Genomic DNA, 20687 nt, shown 5'->3' with positions numbered 1-20687 from the left:
AAGGCGGCCCGGGACAAAGGATCCCGGGCCGCCTCGAACGCCGTATGACTAGGAGATTCTGACCGGGTTGACGAGGTCCGCGACCAGCACCAGCAAGGTGAAGCAGACGAAGATTCCGGCGACGACGTATGCGACCGGCATCAGCTTGGCCACGTCGAACGGACCCGGGTCCGGCCGGCGCAGCACCCTGGCCAGGTTGCGGCGCAGCGACTCCCACAGGGCGCCCGCGATGTGGCCGCCGTCGAGCGGCAGCAGCGGGAGCATGTTGAACAGGAACAGCGAGAGGTTGAAGCCGGCCAGCAGGAAGACGAACGTCGCCAGCTGCTGCGAGGCCGGGATGTCCAGCGTCGCGATCTCGCCGCTGACCCTCGCCGCGCCGACGATGCCCATCGGGGAGTCGGGTTCGCGCGGGCCGTCGCCGAACGCGGCGTCCCACAGGGCGGGGATCTTGGAGGGCAGGGCGACGAGGGAGTCGACGGCCTCGCCGACCCGGTCGGTCATCCAGGACACGGACTCGCCGAAGTCCTGTTTGACGACGCCGGTGGCCGAGCTGAAGCCGAGGAAGCCCGCCTTGACGTACTCGCCCTCGACGTACGCCCCGGCCGCGTCCTTCTTGACGACCCGGTTGGTGGCGATCGTCGCCTCCAGGGTCACCTGCCGGCCACCCCGGTCGACGACGATCGGCACCTGCTTGCCGGCGCTGTCGCGGATGAGGTCGGAGAGGGTGTTCCAGTCCTCGGTGCGCACGCCGCCGAAGGCGACGATCTTGTCGCCGGCCTTCATGCCGGCCGCCGCGGCCGGCGACTTGGGGTCGGACGCCTTGCACTCGTCGCGGTTCTCGGTCTGGGCGATGACGCACGGGGAGACCGAGCTCACGGTGGTGGTCTGCTGCTGGATGCCGAAGCCCATCAGCACGGTGAGGAACAGTCCGAAGGCGAGGACCAGGTTCATGAACGGGCCCGCGAACATCACGATGACCCGCTTCCACGGCTTGCGCGTGTAGAAGAGGCGGGACTCGTCGCCGGGCTGGAGCTCCTCGAACGCGGCCGAGCGGGCGTCCTCGATCATGCCGCGCCAGGGCGAGGTGGAGCGGGCCTCCAGGCGGCCGTCGGGGCCGGGCGGGAACATGCCGATCATGCGGATGTAGCCGCCGAACGGGATCGCCTTGACGCCGTACTCGGTGTCACCCTTCTTCCGCGACCAGAGAGTCGGGCCGAAGCCGACCATGTACTGCGGCACCCGGATGCCGAACATCTTGGCCGTGGACAGGTGGCCCAGCTCGTGCCACGCGATCGAGGCCAGCAGCCCGACGGCGAACAGCACTATGCCGAGGATGAACATCAGGGTCGTCATGCACGGGCCTCCGCCGTGTGTACCGCCAGTTCCCGGGCCCGCTCACGGGCCCAGCTCTCCGCTTCGAGGACGTCCGCGACGGTCAGCGAAGTTCCCGAGCGCGGGGTGCCGTGCTCCTCCACCACTCGCGTCACGGTCTCGATGATCCCGTTGAACGGCAGCGCGCCGGACCGGAAGGCCTCCACGCACTCCTCGTTGGCCGCATTGAACACCGCGGGAGCCGTCCCCGCGAGCTTCCCCACGTGGCGCGCCAGGTCGACCGAGGGGAACGCGTCGTTGTCGAGCGGGAAGAACTCCCAGGTCGACGCCTTGCTCCAGTCGAAGGTGGGCGCGGCGTCCGGGATGCGCTCGGGCCAGCCCAGGCCGATGGCGATGGGCCCGCGCATGTCCGGGGGCGTCGCCTGGGCGATCGTGGATCCGTCGGTGAACTCAACCATCGAGTGAACATACGACTGGGGATGCACGACCACCTCAATGCGGTCGAAGGAAATGTCGTAGAGCAGGTGCGCCTCGATGACCTCCAGGCCCTTGTTGACCAGGGTCGCGGAGTTGATCGTGATCACCGGGCCCATGGCCCAGGTGGGGTGGGCGAGGGCGTCCTCGACCGTCACGTTCGCGAGCTCGGCCTTGGTGCGGCCGCGGAAGGGGCCGCCGGAGGCGGTCACCACGAGCTTGCGCACGTCCGCGCGGGTGCCGGACGCCAGCGCCTGGAACAGGGCGGCGTGCTCGGAGTCGACCGGGATGATCTGCCCGGGCTTGGCGAGCGCCTTGACCAGCGGGCCGCCGACGATGAGCGACTCCTTGTTGGCGAGCGCGAGGGTGCGGCCCGCCTCCAGGGCGGCGAGGGTGGGCGCGAGGCCGATGGAGCCGGTGATGCCGTTCAGGACGGTGTGGCAGTCGGAGGCGGCGACCTGTGTGGCCGCGTCCGGGCCTGCGAGGATCTCGGGGAGCGGCTCCCCCGTGCCGTACTGGGCCGTCAGGGCCTCGCGCAGCGCCGGCACGACGTCCTCGCGGGCGACCGCGACGGTCCGCGCCTTCAGCCGGTACGCCTGCTCGGCGAGGAGGGCGACCCGGCCGCCGTTGGCGGACAGGGCGGTGACCCGGAACCGGTCGGGGTTGCGCAGCACGAGGTCGATGGCCTGGGTGCCGATGGAGCCGGTGGAGCCGAGGATCACCACGTCCTTGGGGCCGTCGCCCGCCACGGGGTCGTAGACGAGATGCGGGTCGGCGAGGGGGGCTGGGCTGTCGCTCATCCCCCCATTGTGGCCGCAACGGGCGGCGGGAAGGACAGGGCATCCCCATCCGGCGGGTAACAGGATGGTGAGGGGTCGCCGCCCACGGTGAGCTGTGGGCGGTGACCCCTCACCAAGACGGTCACCGGATCGGGCGGTGCACGTTCTCCCGCTCGCTCGGGCCCGGGGTCGCGTCCGCGATCCACACACCGCCGTCGTCCGAGGGGTCGACGATGCCCGATTCCAGCCACTCGTAGGTGCCTGCCATGACTCCCTTGACGACCTTGCGGTCCAGGTCGTCGGTGTTGGACCACAGCCGGCCGAAGAGCTCCTCGACGCGCAGCCGGGACTGCCGGCAGAAGGCGTCGGCGAGCTGGTAGGCCTCGCGGCCGTGCTCGCCCCGGGCCCGCAGGTGCTCGGCGCGGACGCAGGCGGCGCTCATGGCGAACAGTTCGGCGCCGATGTCGACGACCCGGCCCAGGAAGCCCTGCTTGGTCTCCATGCGGCCCTGCCAGCGCGACATGCCGTAGAAGGTGGAGCGGGCCAGCTTGCGGGAGGTGCGCTCGACGTAGCGCAGGTGCGGGGAGAGGTCTACGCCGCGTTTGAACTCGCCGTACCAGTAAGGCAGTTGTCCCTGCCCCGCGACCAGCTTCGGCAGCCACTTGGCGTAGAAGACGCCGGCGTTCGCGCCCGCCTTGGCCTTATCCTGGAGTGACTTGTCGGGGTCGATGAGGTCACCGGCGACCGACAGGTGGGCGTCGACGGCCTCGCGGGCGATCAGGAGGTGCATGATCTCCGTCGAGCCCTCGAAGATGCGGTTGATGCGCAGGTCGCGCAGGACCTGCTCGGCGGGGACGCCGCGCTCGCCGCGCGCCCTGAGCGAGTCGGCCGTCTCGAAGCCCCGGCCGCCGCGGATCTGGATGAGCTCGTCGGCCATGAGCCAGGCCATCTCGGAGGCGTACAGCTTGGCGAGGGCGCCTTCGATGCGGATGTCGTTGCGGTCCTCGTCGGCCATCTGCGAGGCGAGGTCGGTGACGGCCTCCAGGGCGAAGGTGGTGGCCGCGATGAAGGAGATCTTGGCGCCGACGGCCTCGTGCTGGGCGAGCGGCTTGCCCCACTGCTCGCGCGCCGCCGACCACTCGCGGGCGATCTTCAGGCACCACTTGCCGGCCGCGACGCAGGACGCGGGCAGCGACAGCCGTCCGGTGTTCAGCGTGGTGAGCGCGATCTTCAGGCCGGCGCCCTCGGGGCCGACGCGGTTGGCGGCGGGGACGCGGACCTGGTGGAAGCGGGTGACGCCGTTCTCGATGCCGCGCAGGCCCATGAAGGCGTTGCGGTTCTCGACGGTGATGCCGGGCGAGTTGCTCTCCACGACGAAGGCGGTGATGCCGCCCTTGTGTCCGTCGGACTTCGGCACCCGCGCCATGACGACGAGGAGGTCGGCGACCACTCCGTTGGTCGTCCACAGCTTCACGCCGTCGAGGACGTAGTCGTCCCCGTCGGGTACGGCGGAGGTGGCGAGGCGGGCCGGGTCGGAGCCTACGTCGGGCTCGGTCAGCAGGAAGGCGCTGATGTCGGTGCGGGCGCACCGCGGCAGGAACCGTTCCTTCTGCTCCGGGGTGCCGAACAGCTTCAGCGGCTGCGGTACGCCGATCGACTGATGGGCGGAGAGCAGGACGCCGATCGCCGGGCTGGCGGAGCCGGCCAGGGTGAGGGCCTTGTTGTAGTAGACCTGGGTGAGGCCGAGCCCGCCGTACTTGGTGTCGATCTTCATGCCGAGGGCGCCGAGCTCCTTGAGGCCGTCGATCACCTCGTCGGGGATGCGGGCCTCGCGTTCGATGAGGGCGCCGTCGACCTTCGTCTCGATGAAGTCGCGCAGTTTGGCGAGGAACTCCTCGCCGCGCTGGGTGGCCTCGTCGGTGGGCATCGGGTGGGGGTGGATGAGGTCCAGGCGGAAGCGGCCGAGGAAGAGCTCCTTGGCGAAACTGGGCTTGCGCCAGTCCTGCTGCCGGGCCTCCTCCGCCACTTGGCGTGCCTCACGCTCAGTGACAGTGGGCTTCGTGGGTGCTGCGGACATGAGGCTCACCTCGCCGCGAATCGGGATCTTGGGCCGTTTGGTTACCGACGGGTGCTACCCGATCGTATGTACCCGATTACAGGCGCGCCCACCACCCCGCGCGCGACCGTTCGGCCGATGTCGGCGGATCGGGGGCCGGTCGTCGCGCCGACCGTACGCTGGAACCGCGCCCGTGAACCCCGCCGGGCGGCTTGCGCCGAACGGGTGCTCGCGTCGCCTCGGAAAAATTGTCGAAGCGCTTCGACAACCTATGGACACCCACGCGCGCCGGAGTTAGTGTCGAACCACCCTCACACCTGACCCTGTTCCTGTCGCGCACTGTCGAAGCGCTTCACACAAGCTTGGAGAGCTGGATGGTCACCCTCGCCGAGGTCGCCCAGCACGCCGGAGTCTCGGCGAGCACGGTGAGCTATGTCCTCAGCGGCAAGCGGTCCATCTCCGCGACCACCCGGCAGCGGGTCGAGCAGAGCATCCGTGAGCTCGGCTACCACCCGAACGCGGGCGCCCGTGCCCTGGCCAGCAGCCGGTCGAACATCATCGCGCTGATGATCCCGCTGCGCACCGACATGTACGTGCCGGTGATGATGGAGATCGCCATCGCGGTCGCCACCACGGCCCGCACGCACGGCTACGACGTCCTGCTGCTGACCGGCGAGGAGGGCCCCGACGCCGTGCGCCGGGTCTCGGGCAGCGGGCTCGCGGACGCGATGATCCTGATGGACGTCGAGCTGGACGACGAGCGGCTGCCGCTGCTGCGGGGCTCCCACCAGCCGTCCGTGCTGATCGGGCTGCCCGCCGACACCGCCGGGCTGACCTGCGTCGACCTCGACTTCAAGGCGACCGGCGCGCTGTGCGTGGAGCATCTGGCGAAACTGGGGCACCGCGACATCGCTGTCATAGGAGAGGCGCCGGCCGTCTACGAGCGGCACACCGGTTTCGCCGAGCGCACGCTGGACGGACTCCGACTGCGTTCCCAGGAGTTGGGGGTGCGGCTGCTGCACCGGCCGTGCGAGGGCGGGTACGACGCCATGGCCGTCACCCTCGCCCGGATCTTCGACGAGCGCCCGAGCACCACGGGGTTCGTCGTGCAGAACGAGTCGGCCGTCGAGCCGCTGCTCGCCCTGCTGCGCCAGCAGGGCCGCGCCGTGCCGGAGGACGTGTCGGTCGTGGCGATCTGCCCCGACCAGGTCGCCACACAGGCCTCGGTGCGGCTGACGTCGGTCTCCATCCCCGCGCAGGAGATGGGGCGGCATGCCGTGCGGCAGCTCGTCGCCAAGCTGGACGGGCGCGGCAGCGACGAAGTCGTGCTGATCGCACCCGAGTTGACGGTCCGGGCGAGCACGGGTCCGGCACCGTCCGCCGCCCACTGATCACGCACGCCCCGCCGCCCGTCGCCCATCCGCACGTCCCGCCCCGCCGCCCACCGATCATCCGCACGTCCCGCCTCACACCGGTCGTCGCACGCCTGCCACGGACCGATCACCGCACACCCGCCACGCACCGATCACCGCACCACCGTGCCCCTGCCCGGGCACCGCCATGCCTGCACCCGCCTCCCTCCCCTGGAGCGCCCACGTGAATCAGCTCGCCGAAGACATGTCCCAGCCGGGCGCGGTCAGCCTCGCGCAGTCGTCCCCGACCGTCGGCACGTTCCGCGAGCGGGACGGTGCGCTGGAGTGGAGCGGCCGGCAGGAGACCGTCCGCGTCGAACCGTGGGGGCCGGACGCGGTCCGGGTGCGTGCCCGGCTCGGCGGGCCGATCCTCGACGGGCTGCCGGGTGCGCTGCTCGACGAACCGCCGGCCACCGAGAGCTCGGTCAAGATCGGTGACGGGGAGGCGCAGCTGACCGTGGGCGCCCTGACCGTCCACGTCGACGCCGAGGGCCTGATCCGTTTCCTGCGCACCGAGGACTCCGCCGAGCTCCTCGCGGAGGCCCGCGCCCACTTCTGGTGGCCGGGCCCGCGTCTGTACACCGCCGTCGGCAACGGCCACCACCGCCTGGAGCAGCGGTTCGCCGCCTACGACGACGAGCAGCTCTACGGCCTCGGCCAGCACCAGCACGGCCGGTTCGACCAGAAGGGCCTGGTCCTGGACCTGGTGCAGCGCAACGCCGAGGTCGGTATCCCGGTGCTCGCCTCCAGCCGGGGCTACACCCTGCTGTGGAACAACCCGGCGATCGGCCGCGTGGAGCTCGCGCACAACGGCACCCGCTGGGTCGCCGACTCCGCCCGCCAGATCGACTACTGGATCACCGCGGGCACCCCGGCCGACGGCCAGCGCCGCTACAGCGCGGCGACGGGCCGTACGCCGATGCTGCCGGAGTGGGCGGCGGGCTTCTGGCAGTGCAAGCTGCGCTACCGCACGCAGGACGAACTCCTCGGTGTGGCGAGGGAGTACAAGCGCCGTGGCCTGCCCGTCTCGGCGATCGTGTGCGACTTCTTCCACTGGACGCACCTGGGCGACTGGAAGTTCGACCCGGCCGAGTGGCCGGACCCGGCGGCCATGGTCCGCGAACTGGACGAGCTGGGCATCAAGCTGGTCGTGTCCGTGTGGCCGTCGGTTTCACCGCTGAGCGAGAACCATCCCGTGATGGAGCAGCGCGGCTACTTCATCGGCACGCAGTACGGCCCGATGGCGCACGCCGACTGGCCCGACAAGGAGGTCGCCTCCACCGTCCAGATCGCCTTCTACGACGCCACGAACCCCGAGGCCCGGGAGTTCGTGTGGTCGAGGATCAAGGAGAACTACCTCGACCCGTACGGCATCACGGCCTTCTGGCTGGACGCCTGCGAGCCCGAGCTCAAGCCCGGCTTCCCGGAGAACCTGCGCTACTGGGCGGGCCCCGGCCTGGAGGTCGGCAACAGCTACCCGGCCGAGAACTCCCGCACCTTCTACGAAGGGCTCCGCGCGTCCGGCGAGGACGAGATCGTCACCCTCAACCGCTCGGCGTGGGCGGGCAGCCAGCGCTACGGCGCCGCCCTGTGGTCCGGTGACATCGGCACCGACTTCCCGACCCTGCGCCGGCAGATCGCGGCCGGCCTGAACACCGCGATGTCCGGCATCCCGTGGTGGAACACGGACATCGGCGGCTTCCACGGCGGCGACCCGGACGACCCCGCCTACCGCGAGGTCATGATCCGCTGGTTCCAGTTCGGCGCCCTGTCCCCGCTGATGCGTCTGCACGGCTTCCGCGACCCGGGCATGCCGCTCGGCCCGGAGATGACCGGCGGCCCGAACGAGGTGTGGTCCTACGGCGAGCAGGCCCGCCCGATCCTGGAGGCGTACCTGCGGCTGCGCGAGCGCCTGAAGCCGTACGTCCTCGACGTCATGCGCGAGGCCCACGAGGAGGGCCTGCCGGTGATGCGGCCGCTGTTCCTGGAGTTCCCCGCGGACAAGCCGTGCTGGCGGGTCGCGGACGCCTATCTGCTCGGCGCGGACCTGCTGGTGGCGCCGGTCCTGGAGCCGGGCGCGACGGCCCGGACGACGTATCTTCCGGCCGGGGCGCGATGGACGGACGCCTGGACCGGGGAGGCGTACGAGGGCGGGCGGGCCGTCACCGTGGCCGCCCCGCTGGACCGCATCCCGCTGTTTCTGCGGGACGGGGCACGGCTGCCGATCGCCGAGTAACCGGTCAACTCACCTTCAGCCAACGTCATTTCAGCGCGATAGGGTCGCCCCGTGTCCACGCCTCCCCTCGCTCTCGCCCTGGCCAATCAGCTGCTGCGGCCGGCGTTCGGTTCCCGGCGCAGTCCCGACCGGATCTTCGTGGAGACCGGAGAGGCCAAGGGGGACGGGCAGTTCGTCGACGACTTCCGGGCGTTGCTGGGCTGGTGGGCGAAGGCCGACAACCTCACGCCGGTCGGCTGGCAGTCCGCGCAGGTCTTCGTGCGCCGGCATCTCGCCAACCGGGCCAGGATCCGGAGGCTGATCGCCGAGCGCCCGGAGATCGAGCGGGAGCCGATCGAGAAGCCGGTGTTCGTGGTGGGCCTGCCGCGTACCGCGACGACGGTCACGCACGCCGTGCTGGCGCTGTCGGCCGGGCACCGCGGCCCGCTGCTGTGGGAACTGCTCTCCCCCGACCTGGAGTTGCCGCCCCGCGAGCGCCGCAGGGCGATCACGGCCGGGCGCCGGATGGTCCAGGGCACCCACCTGTTCACGCCGCGCTTCCGCGACATCCACCCGATGGCCGCCGAGGGCCCGGAGGAGTGCACCTTCGCCCTGCCGCACGCCCTGATGCCGCTGTCGCAGGCCCTGATCCCCGAGTACACGGCGTGGTACCGCGAGCGGGACTTCACCGACGACTACCGGTATCTCAAGCAGGTGTTCCAGGTCCTCCAGTACGGCCGTCCGCGCCGTCGCTGGGTCCTGAAGTCCCCGCTGCACCTGGGCAACCTGGACGCGCTGCACCGGGTGTTCCCGGACGCCACGCTCGTGTGGTGCCACCGTGACCCGGTCACCGCCGTGGCCTCGTTCTGCAGCCTGATCGAGCACGGCATGACCGTCAGCACCCGCCCGCTCGACCTGCACGGCATCGGCGCCACCTGGTTCGGCCTGCTCGGTCGTGCCGTGCGCCGCGGGCTCGCGGCCCGTGCCGCGCTCCCCCGCGAGGCGGTCGTGGACGCCCCGTACTCCTGGCTCGGCGCCGAGCCGGCCGTCGGTGCGCCCAAGCTCTACGACGCCGTCGGCGCGCGATGGACGGAAGCGGAGGCCGCCCGGCTAGCCGGTGTGGTCGCCCGCCCGAAGGGCACCCGCCCGCACCGCTACGACCTGGCCCGCTACGGCCTGGACCGCGACGAGGTCGAGGCCGCCTTCGCGGACTACAACGCGCTGCGGGCCGAGGTCGACCCCGCCTGAGGCGAGACGTGGGCCGGCCCCGGCCGCGTGACACGTCAGCTGCTGCTGACGGTCAGATTGTTGGTGACGAAGTCCAGGCCGCCCGACGACGAGGTGATCTCGTAGCCGAACTGGACGTCACCGATGGTCTCGCTGCTGGACATCCAGCCCTTGGTGCCGGCGATCCAGGTGAGGATCGGCTTGATGTTGACGCTCCCGGAGCTGGAGTCGGAGGTCCGCAGGAACGAGAACACCTCGTTGGCCCCGTTGCTGCCCTTGTAGACGGTCCAGGTGTGGCCGCCGAGGGTGACATTGCCCTGCGAGGTGCCGAGCGGGCCGACGGCGCCGTTGTGGTTGACCCAGAGCATGATCTCGTAGTCGTAGTCGGTGTCCCAGATGTCGTACGACGTGTTGTACGCGCCGGACGACGGGACGGTGACGTTGTAGTTGCTGGTGAGCGAGCCGAGGGAGGCGATCGTCTTGTTGATCACCTTCTTGGAGTTCGGGTAGGACTTGATGCCGCCGGTGTTGGGATGGTTCGCCCAGACGCCCCAGTTGGTGCCGGAGTTGGCCCAGACGCACTGGCTGCCCGCGCCGGAGCCCCAGATGTTGTTGTAGAGCGTGTAGCCGTTCAGGCTGGTGTTGCCCCACTGGTCGCAGGTGTTCCAGACGGCGGCCGAGGCGGGGGCGGACGCGAGGCCGACGGTGGCGCCGAGGGCCATCGCCGGGGCCAGCACGGCCGTGGCGATCTTGCGCAGTTTGCTCCTTGCCATGGTGTCCCTTTCCATGGGTGGGGGGAATTGCCTTGGAATTGCGGGGAGGTCACCACGCCCCGAGGCTGAGGACGTGGTCTTCTCCGGCGACGAGGTCGAGCGGGCGAGCGGCGCGATCGCCGTCGCCGTCGCCGTCGCCGGGGGAAGTCCGGAGTTCGATGCGCAGGGTGCGGGTCGGCATGAGGACGGCCGTGGCCCCGTCCGGGCCCCAGGCCAGATCCAGCCGCGCCCCGAACCGGGTGCGGATGCCGCTGAGCCGCCCCCGCGGGCAGATCCGCGGAACCGCGGGCAGCAGGACCAGCCGTTCCGGAGTCGACTGCACGAGCATCTCGATCAGTACGGCGGGCAGCGTGTGCGCGGCGTCCGCGTTGTAGACGTCGCGGCGCGGATAGTGGGCGCTCATCAGGGAGGCGTGGAAGAAGTCACCGCCGAGGACCTGGTCGAGGGCGTGGGCGACGCGCTCTCCGTCCCCGAGCCGGGCCGCGATCAGGGCGTGGTGCAGGTGGCCGTGCGCGGAGTCGTTCTCGGCGCCGCGCAGTTCCAGGGCGCGCCGCGCGGCGGCCGCGAGGCCGGGGGTGTCGTACGGGGTGATCTCGTCGAGCGGCCAGACGCCGTAGAGGTGGCTGAGGTGGCGGTGGTCGTAGCTGTCCTCCAGGCCGGGCCCGGCCCATTCCGCGAGGGCGCCGTCGGCGTTGATCCGGTGCGGCGGGAGGCGGTCGGCGAGGGTGCGCCAGCGGTCGGCCTCGGGGGTGCCCCGGTGGTAGCGGGCCGCCGTGCGCAGGGCGTGCCGGGCCGCCGAGAGGTCCATGGCGGCGTTGACGCTGCCCCAGCTCGCGTTGGCCGGGCGGTTCTCCGGCGAGTAGGAGGGGACCACGACGAGGCGGCCTTCCTCGTCGGTGCGGGTGAGGAAGGCCTCGTAGAAAAGGGCGACTTCGGCGAGGACGGCCGCGGTGCGCGGGTCGCGCTCGCCCCAGGTCTCGTCGTGGTCGACGAGGGGCTTGAGGAGCCAGTCGGCGCCCGCGGTCCACAGGTGCAGGGGGTACTCGCGGCTGAAGTGGTAGACGTGCCCGGACTCGCCGTCGGTGTGGGCCGGCGCCACGACGCCCCGGGCGCCGAAGATCGCGCGGGCGTTGTCGCGCCAGTGGTCGACCTGCCCGTGCACGAGGGCGGCGTGGGCCTCGGTCACCTCCGGGAGCGCGGCGGCCGCGGCCGAGGAGGTCTGGAGGTTGAGGTTGGCGTCGGTGGTGAAGGCGCCCGACCATGCCGTGTTCCAGTCGCCGGTCCACAGGCCGGTGAGGCGCGGCGGCAGCATGCCGGAGGCGGACAGCAGGTGGTAGCGGCCGGCCGCGAAGAGGCGCTCCAGGAGGGCGGCGCTCTTCGGACGGCTGACCAGCTCCGAGCCGGGCAGGGCCCTTTCGGTGTCGTCCGCGTCGAGGTCGAGGCCGGCGCGGAGATAGGCGGGGCGGTGCAGGGCCCGGTGGCGGGCGAGGAGGACGGTGTAGGGGTCCTGCTCGGCGCCTTCGGGCAGGAGCGCGCGCAGCTCGCGCGCCTCGGCGAGGACGTCCAGCTCGTCGGTGTGGCGCCGGACCCGGGTCAGGAGGAGCAGGGCGCCGGCGTTCTCGATCCGGATGCCGGGGAGTGAGGTACGGGTGCGGCCGCCGGTGACGACGGCGAGGGTGACGCCCGTGTAGGCACGGTCACTGCCGGGATATCGGACGCGGAGGGTGAGGAGTGCGCCCTCGGGAGTGAGGACGGTGCCGTGCCCGACGGCCAGGTTGCCGGGCGCGCCCGGGAGTTGATGGTCCAGGGTCACTTCGGTGGTGAGGCCGGGCTCGGTGACGCGGTGGACGATGACGTCGTCGGCGCGGGAGACGAAGGCCTCGCTCTGCCATGCGCCCCGCACGGCCGTGCAGACTCCGGTGGTGAAGTCGACCTCGCGGCGGTGGTCCGCGTGCACCCCGGTGGCCGAGCGGTTCAGCCGTATCTGGAAGGCGGGGTGGAAGGGCTGCACCCACTGGAGTTCCCGCCCGTCGGTGAAGGTCTCGGCGGCGGTGACGTCCCCGGCCAGCAACCGGTCCTGGAGCAGCGGGAGTTCGTCGGCGAGGGCGGGAGGTCGGGCGTGCTCGCCGCCGTTGGGGCGGACCAGGGTGTGATGGTTGACGACGACCCGGTCGACGTTCGGATCACCGAACACCATGATGCCGTGCCGGCCGTTCCCGCTCAGGAAGGCGTCCTCCCAGCGGGCGGCGGGAGCCGGCTCCCAGGTGCCGTGCGTGGGTCCGCTCACGAGGCTCACGAGACGGCCTCCAGTACGGCGACCCCGTAGCGACCGAGCTCGACCGAGTCGGTGACGTCGGCGCCGGTCAGCAGGTCTCGATGGCGGCCCGGCACCTGCACGGTGACCCGGTCGTGCCCGTGCCGGAGCAGGAACAGCAGGCCGCCCCGCCGTACCGCCTCCACCCCGGCGGGAAGCCCGGCGAGGGTCGGCCGTACGCCCGCCTCGGCGGCGATCTCGGTGAGCAGCGCGCTCAGGACGTGCGGCTCGGGGAGGGTGGAGAGGTACCGGGCGCGGCCCTTGCGCAGGATGGCCGGGAGCCCGTCCAGCTCGCCGCCCTTGTACGGGGTGACGGCGTCGACGTCGTCCGCCGCCTCGATCTCCTCGGACCACAGCGTGCCGCGGAATCCGTCGGCGTCCACGGTCTCCCCCGCGTCCAGCGGCCACCACTCGTGCAGCACGCGGATGCCGAACAGGTCACGCAGCCGGGCGTCCATGCCACCCTCGCGGACCCGGTCGTCCTCGTCGGCGACGCCGGTCTGGAAGCCGGCGACGAGAGTGCCGCCTTGGTGGACGTAGGCCACGAGGTTGTCGATCGCCGCGTCCGTCATCAGGTACAGCTGCGGTACGACGACCAGCCGGTAGCCGGACAGGTCGTGCTCCGGGTGCGCGAAGTCGGCGACGGTGTGCGCCTCCCACAGGGCGCGGTGCCAGGCGCGGACGACCTGCGCCTGGTCGACCTCTCGGGAGAGCCGTCCGTCCTGCTCGCCCGCCCACCAGGAGTTCCAGTCGAGGAGTACGGCGACCTCGGCGGCCTCGACGCGGGTGCCCGCCACTTTCCCGCTCAGCAGGGCGAGTTCGGCACCGATCCGCTTGACCTCCTGGAAGGTGCGGCCCCGCTCGCCGGCGTGGCCCACCATCCCGGAGTGGAACTTCTCCGAGCCCTGCCGGGACTGGCGCCACTGGAAGTAGCAGACGGCGTCGGCGCCGCGGGCCACCGCCTGGAGGGACCAGAGCCGGTTGAGTCCTGCGGGCTTGGGGTGGTTGACCCCGCGCCAGTTGACAGGCCCGGCGGCCTGCTCCATCACAGCCCAGGGGCCGCCCCGGGCCTGCGAGCGGGTCATGTCGTGCACCAGTGCTCCGTACTGCCCGCCGAACGGGTCCCTCGGATCCGGGTAGACGTCGATGGAGACGACGTCCTCCTGCCCGGCCCACCGCCAGGCGTCCAGACCCTGCCACAGAGCCATGAAGTTGGTCGTCACCGGGGTGTGCGGAGTGTGCCGGGCCACGATGTCCCGTTCGGCGAGGTAGCACTCCAGCAGCGCGTCGGAGGTGAAGCGCCGGAAGTCCAGAACCTGGGTGGGGTTCTTCATGTAGTGCGCCCTGCGCGGTGGCAGGACCTCGTGCCAGTCACCGTAGCCCTGGCTCCAGAAGGCCGTTCCCCAGGCCCGGTTGAGGGCGTCCAGCGTGCCGTACCTGGCCCGGAGCCAGCCGCGGAAGGCGGTCTCGGCCTCGTCGCCCCAGTCGTAGGTGCAGTACTCGTTGTTGATGTGCCACATCCGCAGCGCGGGATGGCCGGCGTAGCGGGCGGCGAGGTCCTCGGTGATGGCGGCGGCGTAGCGGCGGTAGGTCGCGCTGGAGTGGGAGAAGTGCTGGCGGGAGCCCCACCACTCGGTCCGGCCGTCCTCGTCGCGCGGGAGCGTCTCGGGGTGCAGGCGGCCCATCCAGGGCGGCGGCGAGGAGGTCGGGGTGGCGAGGACGACGCCGATGCCGTTCTCGTGCATCAGGTCCATCAGCCGGTCCAGCCAGCCGAACTCCCGTGCGCCCGGCCGGGGTTCGAGCCTCGCCCAGGAGAAGACGCCGAGGGTGACCGAGTTGACCCCGGCCTCCTTCATCAGCCGGACGTCATCGTGCCAGGTCTCCTCGGGCCACTGCTCGGGGTTGTAGTCGCCGCCGAAGAGGAGACGGCCGCGGGTGGCGTCGCTCAGGTCCGGCATCAGGCGGGCTCCCCGTACTGCACGCCCCGCCCGTTGGTGGCGAGGTAGACACGGCCGTGGATCCTCGGGTCACCGGTGACGGCGGCGCCGGTCCAGCCCCACTGGTGCCGGTCGTCGTTGATCCGCACCCAGGTCCTCGCCTCGTCGTCGGAGCGGTACACGGCGGTGATGGCCTCGGTCGAGCCGACCAGGTAGACCGCCGGGTAGGAGGCGCCCTTGGCGGCCCTGCCGAAACCGAGGGTGTACGAGGCCCGGCAACTGGAGACCTTGGTGAAGGTCGCGCCGCCGTCGGTGGAGCGGTAGAGCCCGTTCCACTTGAGGCTCAGCCACAGGTCGCCGGACCTGCCGGGCGCCACGGCCAGCTGGAACTCCCTGTCGCCCGAGTTGAGCCCGCCGGCCCGCGCGGCGAAGGTCAGGCCGCCGTCGGTGCTGGCGTGGAGGGTGCCGGTCGCGGTGTCGAAGGCGTAGAAGAGGGACGGGTCGACCGGGTCGGCTACCGGGGTGGCCCCCTTCGGGAACGTGGTGACCTCGGACCAGGTGGCGCCGTTGTCGGCGGAGCGCTGCGCCGCGTACGGAGTGCCGTCCCAGTGCACGAAGGACCACAGCAGCACGCCGCCGTCGGCGTTGGCGGCGATCGGCCCGGGCGCGTCCTTGGCGATGGCGGGCTGCGCCGCGAAGGGCGCCCAGGTCCGCCCGCCGTCATTGGAGTACGCACCGTTGCCGTGGTCGCCCCATCCCGCACGGACGACGTACGACGGCCTGGCCGCGGCCTGCGCGAGCCCCGTGGCGGTCCCGAAAACGGGGTTGTCGGCCATGCCGCGCGCCGGGGACGCGGTGAGCGACTCGTGGTACATCACGCCGATGTCCCCGTTGCCGCTGATCAGACGCGCCTTCCCGGCCGGCGGCGAGATCAGCTGACGGACCGAGGTCTCCTCCAGGCCGCGGATCTGCGGGGCCCAGTGCCTGAGGTCCCGGGTGCCGTAGAGGGTCGCGCCGGTGCCGTACACGAGGTGCCGGGAGTCGTACGGGTCGAGGGCGACCGCCTGGATCCACCAGCCGAACTTGGGCTCGTCCTCACCCCACTTCAGGTAGGGCGTCTCGGAGACGTCGAGGACGGCCGTGTCCTTCAGGGACGTCCAGCCGCGACCGCCGTCGGTGGTCCGGTACAGGGTGTCGACGGCGGCCCAGCGGTTGTTGGTGGAGACGACGACGGTGCCGGGGCGACGGGCGTCGACGGCGACCCCGCCGTACCCGAAGGTGTCGGTGCCGCCGGGCTTGACCGGGGTGACGTCGGTCCACTCGCCGTCCGTCGTGCGCAGCCTGTGCACACTGCCGTCCGCCTGCCCGTTGGGTCCGGGCGCGTCGGCGTACGTCACGTACAGCTCACGGGTGTGGCGGTCGTACGCGGCGCGGACGGGGACCTTGGCGGCGGTGCCGGTGGGCCGGCCCGGGACGGGCTCCCAGGTCGTGCCGTCCGATGTGCGGTAGAGGTTGGGGCTTGCCGCCGTGCCGTCGGAGTCGCCCCAGCCGGCGTACACGGCACGGCCGGCGGCGACGAGGAAGGTGACGCCCTGACCGGTGCCGCTCGGGTCGGCGGGGAAATCCGCTGCCCGCCAACTCGCCCCCCTGTCGGTCGACTTGAGCAGTCCGTCGTGCCGGGTACCGAGCCACAGCGTGTCGCTGTCGCGCGGATCGACGAGCAGCCGCTCCCCGCACCCCCGCCCGTCCTCGTTGGCCCCGAGCTTCACGGCGAGGTCGGTGCGCCGCCAGGTGTTCCCGCGGTCCTCGGAGCGCAGCACGGCTCCGTTGCCGGCCCAGGACTGGGCGTAGGTGCCGAGTGCGAGGTACAGCCGCTCGGGGTGCTGCGGATCGACCCCCATCGCCTCCACCCCGAGCAGATTCCAGTCGTCCCACCCGAGGTGATCGGTCAACGGCACCCACCGCTCGCCCCGTTCGTCCCAGCGATAGGCGCCCCCGATGTCGGTACGGGCGTAGGCGAGTCCGCGAACGGAGGGGTGGAAGAGCACGCCGGTGACGAATCCGGTGCCTCCCATGACGACGGTGCGCCAGCGATACGCCTGTCCGGCGGCTTGGGCGGTACTCGAAAGCAACGGCTCCGTGCTGAGCCCGGCGACCGCCGCGGCACCGGCGAGAACCACACGTCTGCTGGGTCGGGACGTACGCATGGACATACCTCGACTCCTGGAAGAGGGGACTGGAGAACCCAAGGGGCGCGGGGAACTGCGCGACCAGCCACAAACAACCCGCAGCCGCCGATCAGCCCTTGACGGCTCCTGTGAGCATGCCTTTCTTGAAGTGCTTCTGGACAAAGGGAGAAAGCACGGCGACAGGCAGCAACGCCATGACCATCACCGCCATCTGCACGGCCAGTCCCGACAGCTGCCCCGTCTTGATGGCCTGCCCAAGGCCGACCGGCGCCTCCTGCTTCTGCACGAGCTGGATCATGACGTTCTGGAGCGGCATCATGTCCTGGTCGTTCAGGTACAGCGAGGCGTTGAACCAGGCGCTCCAGTACCCGACCGCGTAGAACAGCGTGATCACCGCGATGACGGCCCGCGACAACGGCATGACGATCTGCCAGAGGATCCGCAGATCCCCGGCGCCGTCGATGCGGGCACTGTCGATGAGCTCCTGCGAGATCCCCATGAAGAACCCGCGCAGCACGAGGATGTTGAACACGCTCACCGCACTCGGCAGGATCAGCGCGAGATAGGAGTCCGTCAGCCCGAGGGTCTGCACCAGCAGATACGTCGGGATGAGCCCGGCGCTGAAGAACATCGTCGCCAGCAGGGTCAGCAGGATCCAGCGGTGCCCGAGCGACCCGGTCCGCGAGAGCCCGTACGCGCACAGCACGGACACGGCCATCGAGAACAGCGTGCCGACGAGGGTGACCAGGACGCTGATGACGGCCGCGCGTGTGACCTGCCCGCCGCTCAGCAACTCCTTGTAGGCGATGAAGGTGATGTCCTTCGGCACCATCACCAGACCGCCGGCCTCGTCGATCGTCTTCCTCGACGACAGGCTCGTCACGACGACGATCCACAGCGGGAAGAGGATCCCGAGGCAGGCCAAGGTCAGCGCGAGCCCCTTGCCGGCGAGGCCGGCCCTGGAGGGCTCCTCCTCCCAGCTCGGCCGGGGCGGCGCCGCCCAACGGCCGGGCGCGCGCACCGTCTTGTCGATCACGGCGGTCACTTCTTGTACACCCCCTGCTCGCCCATGAGATGGGCCACCTTGTTCGCGGCGAGGACCAGTCCGAGGCTGACGACGCCCTTGACCAGGCCGGCGGCGGCCGCGTAGCCGAAGTCCTGGTTGCGCACGCCGTTCCACCAGACGAAGGTGTCGAGGACCTCGGCGGCGCCCGGTCCGACCATGTCCCGTTGCAGCAGGATCTGTTCGAAGCCGACGGTGAGCGCGTCGCCGACCCGCAGCACCAGCAGCAGGGCGATCACGGGCCGCAGCGCGGGAAGGGTGACGTGCCACATGCGGCGCCGGCGGTTCGCGCCGTCCATCGCGGCGGCCTCGTAGAGGTCGGGCGGCACCGAGGCGAGCGCGGCGAGGAAGACGATGATCCCCCAGCCGGCGTCCTTCCACACGCTCTGCGCGGTGATGAGCAGCGGGAAGGTGTTCGGGTCGGTCATGAAGTCGAGGCCGTCGTAGCCGTGTTGCCGCAGCAGCTGGGAGAAGATCCCGGCGCCGCCGAACAGCTGCTGGAAGACGGCGATGACCAGCACCCAGGAGAAGAAGTGCGGCAGATAGAGGATCGCCTGTGAGACCGCCCGTATCCGGGGTCTGACCACACTGTTGATGAGCAGCGCGAGCAGGACCGGGATCGGGAAGAACAGCACGAGCTGGAGGAAGAACAGGATCAGCGTGTTCTGGACGGCGTTCCAGAAGGCCGAGTCCTCGAAGATCCGCTGGAAGTTCTCCATGCCCACGAAGGGGCTGTTCAGGATGGACACGACGCCGTTGTCGCTGATGTAGGGGTCGTAGTCCTGGAAGGCGACGACGTTGCCGAGGATCGGTACGTAGTTGAAGAGCAGGACCAGCACGACGGCCGGCAACGTCATCAGGAGCAGCACCCGATCGCGCCGGAATCTGACCTTCAGGCTCAGCTTCCCCGACCGGCCGCTCGCCGGGGAACCGGTGGCGTCGCCGGACGCCACCGGGGTCTCCTCCCGCGGGGTCTTCCTCTTCGCCTCGGTCCTGCTCTTAGGCACCGTGCTGTGCGACACGGCCTTCTCCTTGCCTCGAACCCGGATCAGTTGGCCGCGCTGCCGTTCTCGTCGAGGATCTTCTTGTACCAGTCGCGGAGCTTGTCGCCGCCCTTGCTCTTCCAGTCGGAGACGGCCTGCTGCATGTCGCCGATCTTCTTGCGGCCGCGGACGATGTCGTCCTCCAACTGCTCGAAGTCGTTGGAGAGGTTGGTGTAGCGGGCGGGCTCGGTGATCTGCATGCCCCAGAACGACGACTTCTTGGTGAGCGCGCCCATCCGCTGCTGCCACTCGACCTGCGCCTTGGCGATGTCCGGGAAGTCGGGGTGGGCGAGGGTGGAGGCCGGGCTCGCGACCATGACGTAGGCGTTGAGGACCTCGTTGTTGCCCTGGTCGGTCTTGACCGGGACGCCGTCCTTGAGGGTGTAGTGGGTGCCCTCGACGCCGTAGTTGGTGAGCATGTACTCCTTGGTGCCGTACGGCGCCGCCGTCACGTTGGCGACGGCCAGCGCGTCGCGGACCACGGCCTCGGAGGCGTTCTTGTTGATGAACGCGAAGATGCCGGCGGGCTGTGCGGCCCACGGGATGGGGCCGCTGCCGCCGGTACCGAAGATGTCCATGCCGGAGACCTTGAAGTCCGGGTTCTGGGTGGCCTGGGAGGCGGTGAGGCCGTACCAGCTGGAGATGTCGTTGTTGTAGATCAGGAACTCACCGGCGGCGAACTTGGTCTGCGGGTCGGTGGCCTGGCTCTTGCCGAGCTTGAAGTCGGGGTGGACGACGCCGGCCGCGAACAGCTTGCGCGTCCACTCCAGTGCCTCCAGGTACTCCTCGGTCTCGATGCGGTAGACCAGCTTGCCGTCGACGAGGTTCCAGCCGAGCGGCTTCTCCGAACCGGACAGCACGCCGAAGGAGTTGAACGCGGTCCACTTCATGTCGCCGCAGGCCCACACCTTGGCCTTGGCGTTGGTGATGTCCTTCGCCAGCGCCAGGAACTCGTCGGTGGAGGCGGGGACCTGGTACCCCTCCTTCTCGAAGACGTCCTGGCGGTAGAGGGGCACGATGTTGGTGACGTACGACGCCGGCATCGGCAGTCCGCGCAGCGCGCCGCCGAATATGGAGCGCTGCCAGGCGTCCGTCGGGATCGCCGCGAGGTTGGGGTACTCCTTGACCTCGTCCCCGGAGAGGTAGGGGCCGAGGTCGGCGAACTTGCTGATGATGGCGCTGGGTATCTTGCCGCCCATGTTCCAGCCGGGGACCACGACGATGTCGGGTACGTCGCTGGAGGCGAGGACCGCGCCGAGCTTCTGGTCGTAGGTGTTGCCGTCCTGGTTCTGCCACTGGACGTCGACGCCGATCAGGTCGTTCATCGCCGTGTAGTAGGGGTTGCTCCCCTTCGGCGGTGAGCCCCAGAACGGCGACATGACGGTGACCTTGCCGCCCTTGCCGAGCTTCTTGGCGACCGACGTCTTCAGGTCCGCGATGTCCAGCTTGCCGGTGAAGCCGTTCGAGGAGCCGTTCTTCGACGGGATGTCCGGCGTCACCACGCTGCCGGCCACGTACGTCGGAAGGATCTTCTTCGCGTCCTTGCCCGAGGTGGTCCCCTCACGCGAACCGCTTTCCGAACCGCCGCAGGCGGCGAGCAGCGGCATCCCGCCGGCCACCGCCGCGGTGGCGACCGCCGTGGAGGCGAGGAAGCTTCTCCGGCTCGGTCCGGAGGAGGCGGAGGAGGCGGCTTTCGGCGTCATTGCGTCAACCCCACTGTCGAAGCGCTTCGATGTTGCAGCGAGGTTAAGTGAACGCCCAGGGGTGCACAAGAGTCGATTCCAAGATTCCTCTAGGCGTCTTGACACCCACCCTCCGACCGAAAGAGCATCGAAGCGCTTCGAAAGCGCCGAGCCGATCCATCACAAGGGGA

General features: G+C 70.5%; 13 protein-coding genes. 3 read left to right on the top strand and 10 right to left on the bottom strand.

The window, feature by feature from the left end; all coding sequences use genetic code 11:
- Positions 1-48: 48 nt before the first annotated feature.
- The 3 genes from PGH47_RS30865 to PGH47_RS30855 all read right to left on the bottom strand — a co-directional run bounded on the left by PGH47_RS30865 (position 49) and on the right by PGH47_RS30855 (position 4662).
- A complete protein-coding gene (locus PGH47_RS30865) occupies positions 49-1341 on the bottom strand; it encodes a M50 family metallopeptidase (RefSeq protein WP_271668189.1) in 1293 nt (430 codons plus the stop codon).
- 8 nt (positions 1342-1349) lie between these two features.
- Complete coding sequence (gene dxr, locus PGH47_RS30860) at positions 1350-2606, bottom strand: 1-deoxy-D-xylulose-5-phosphate reductoisomerase (protein ID WP_271666091.1); 1257 nt, start codon at positions 2604-2606, stop codon at positions 1350-1352.
- 121 nt (positions 2607-2727) lie between these two features.
- On the bottom strand, positions 2728-4662 hold the full coding sequence (locus PGH47_RS30855; RefSeq protein ID WP_271666090.1) for an acyl-CoA dehydrogenase family protein: 1935 nt from the start codon (positions 4660-4662) through the stop codon (positions 2728-2730).
- Positions 4663-5015: 353 nt separating this feature from the next.
- On the opposite strand from PGH47_RS30855, the gene PGH47_RS30850 reads away from it, so the two are divergent.
- From PGH47_RS30850 to PGH47_RS30840, 3 genes are all read left to right on the top strand, one after another.
- Positions 5016-6032 carry a LacI family DNA-binding transcriptional regulator gene (locus tag PGH47_RS30850; RefSeq protein WP_271666089.1) on the top strand — a complete coding sequence of 339 codons (1017 nt, stop codon included), beginning with the start codon at positions 5016-5018 and terminating at the stop codon, positions 6030-6032.
- Between the two features lie 226 nt (positions 6033-6258).
- Positions 6259-8289, top strand: coding sequence for a glycoside hydrolase family 31 protein (locus PGH47_RS30845; protein ID WP_376051571.1), 2031 nt, complete (start codon positions 6259-6261; stop codon positions 8287-8289).
- Positions 8290-8340: 51 nt separating this feature from the next.
- Positions 8341-9516 (top strand): sulfotransferase family protein, encoded by a 1176-nt coding sequence (locus PGH47_RS30840; protein ID WP_271666087.1) that lies wholly within the window; start codon positions 8341-8343, stop codon positions 9514-9516.
- A gap of 35 nt (positions 9517-9551) precedes the next feature.
- Here PGH47_RS30840 and PGH47_RS30835 read toward each other — a convergent pair whose 3' ends face one another.
- The 7 genes from PGH47_RS30835 to PGH47_RS30805 all read right to left on the bottom strand — a co-directional run bounded on the left by PGH47_RS30835 (position 9552) and on the right by PGH47_RS30805 (position 20517).
- Positions 9552-10268: a glycoside hydrolase family 12 protein gene (locus PGH47_RS30835; RefSeq protein ID WP_271666086.1), complete on the bottom strand. Its 717-nt coding sequence runs from the start codon at positions 10266-10268 to the stop codon at positions 9552-9554.
- 49 nt (positions 10269-10317) lie between these two features.
- Positions 10318-12555, bottom strand: a complete 2238-nt coding sequence (locus tag PGH47_RS30830; protein ID WP_443048567.1) for a glycosyl hydrolase family 95 catalytic domain-containing protein — start codon at positions 12553-12555, stop codon at positions 10318-10320.
- 5 nt (positions 12556-12560) lie between these two features.
- Positions 12561-14540 (bottom strand): beta-galactosidase, encoded by a 1980-nt coding sequence (locus PGH47_RS30825; RefSeq protein WP_271666084.1) that lies wholly within the window; start codon positions 14538-14540, stop codon positions 12561-12563.
- Positions 14540-16726, bottom strand: coding sequence for a WD40/YVTN/BNR-like repeat-containing protein (locus PGH47_RS30820; RefSeq protein ID WP_271666083.1), 2187 nt, complete (start codon positions 16724-16726; stop codon positions 14540-14542). The genes PGH47_RS30825 and PGH47_RS30820 overlap by 1 nt, the downstream gene beginning before the upstream one ends.
- Positions 16727-16817: 91 nt before the next feature.
- Entirely contained in the window at positions 16818-17753 is a 936-nt protein-coding gene (locus tag PGH47_RS30815; RefSeq protein WP_271666082.1) for a carbohydrate ABC transporter permease, read from the bottom strand.
- Positions 17750-18793 carry an ABC transporter permease gene (locus tag PGH47_RS30810; RefSeq protein ID WP_271666081.1) on the bottom strand — a complete coding sequence of 348 codons (1044 nt, stop codon included), beginning with the start codon at positions 18791-18793 and terminating at the stop codon, positions 17750-17752. Before PGH47_RS30810 ends, PGH47_RS30815 begins: the two co-directional genes overlap by 4 nt.
- A 26-nt stretch (positions 18794-18819) precedes the next feature.
- The gene (locus PGH47_RS30805) at positions 18820-20517 is read right to left on the bottom strand and encodes an extracellular solute-binding protein (protein ID WP_271666080.1); all 1698 of its coding nucleotides are present in this window, start codon (positions 20515-20517) and stop codon (positions 18820-18822) included.
- Between the last annotated feature and the right edge of the window lie 170 nt (positions 20518-20687).

The organism is Streptomyces sp. HUAS 31, from assembly GCF_028198125.1.
GTDB lineage: Bacteria > Actinomycetota > Actinomycetes > Streptomycetales > Streptomycetaceae > Streptomyces > Streptomyces chartreusis.
The sequence above is the reverse complement of the archived record's forward strand: the minus strand, read 5'-3'. Positions and strand labels throughout refer to the sequence as shown.

Coding starts and splice junctions, on each gene's coding strand:
- PGH47_RS30865 (WP_271668189.1), bottom strand. CDS start 1,341: ATGTTCATCCTCGGCATAGTGCTGTTCGCCGTCGGGCTGCTGGCCTCG.
- dxr (WP_271666091.1), bottom strand. CDS start 2,606: ATGAGCGACAGCCCAGCCCCCCTCGCCGACCCGCATCTCGTCTACGAC.
- PGH47_RS30855 (WP_271666090.1), bottom strand. CDS start 4,662: ATGTCCGCAGCACCCACGAAGCCCACTGTCACTGAGCGTGAGGCACGC.
- PGH47_RS30850 (WP_271666089.1), top strand. CDS start 5,016: ATGGTCACCCTCGCCGAGGTCGCCCAGCACGCCGGAGTCTCGGCGAGC.
- PGH47_RS30845 (WP_376051571.1), top strand. CDS start 6,259: ATGTCCCAGCCGGGCGCGGTCAGCCTCGCGCAGTCGTCCCCGACCGTC.
- PGH47_RS30835 (WP_271666086.1), bottom strand. CDS start 10,268: ATGGCAAGGAGCAAACTGCGCAAGATCGCCACGGCCGTGCTGGCCCCG.
- PGH47_RS30825 (WP_271666084.1), bottom strand. CDS start 14,540: ATGCCGGACCTGAGCGACGCCACCCGCGGCCGTCTCCTCTTCGGCGGC.
- PGH47_RS30820 (WP_271666083.1), bottom strand. CDS start 16,726: ATGCGTACGTCCCGACCCAGCAGACGTGTGGTTCTCGCCGGTGCCGCG.
- PGH47_RS30805 (WP_271666080.1), bottom strand. CDS start 20,517: ATGACGCCGAAAGCCGCCTCCTCCGCCTCCTCCGGACCGAGCCGGAGA.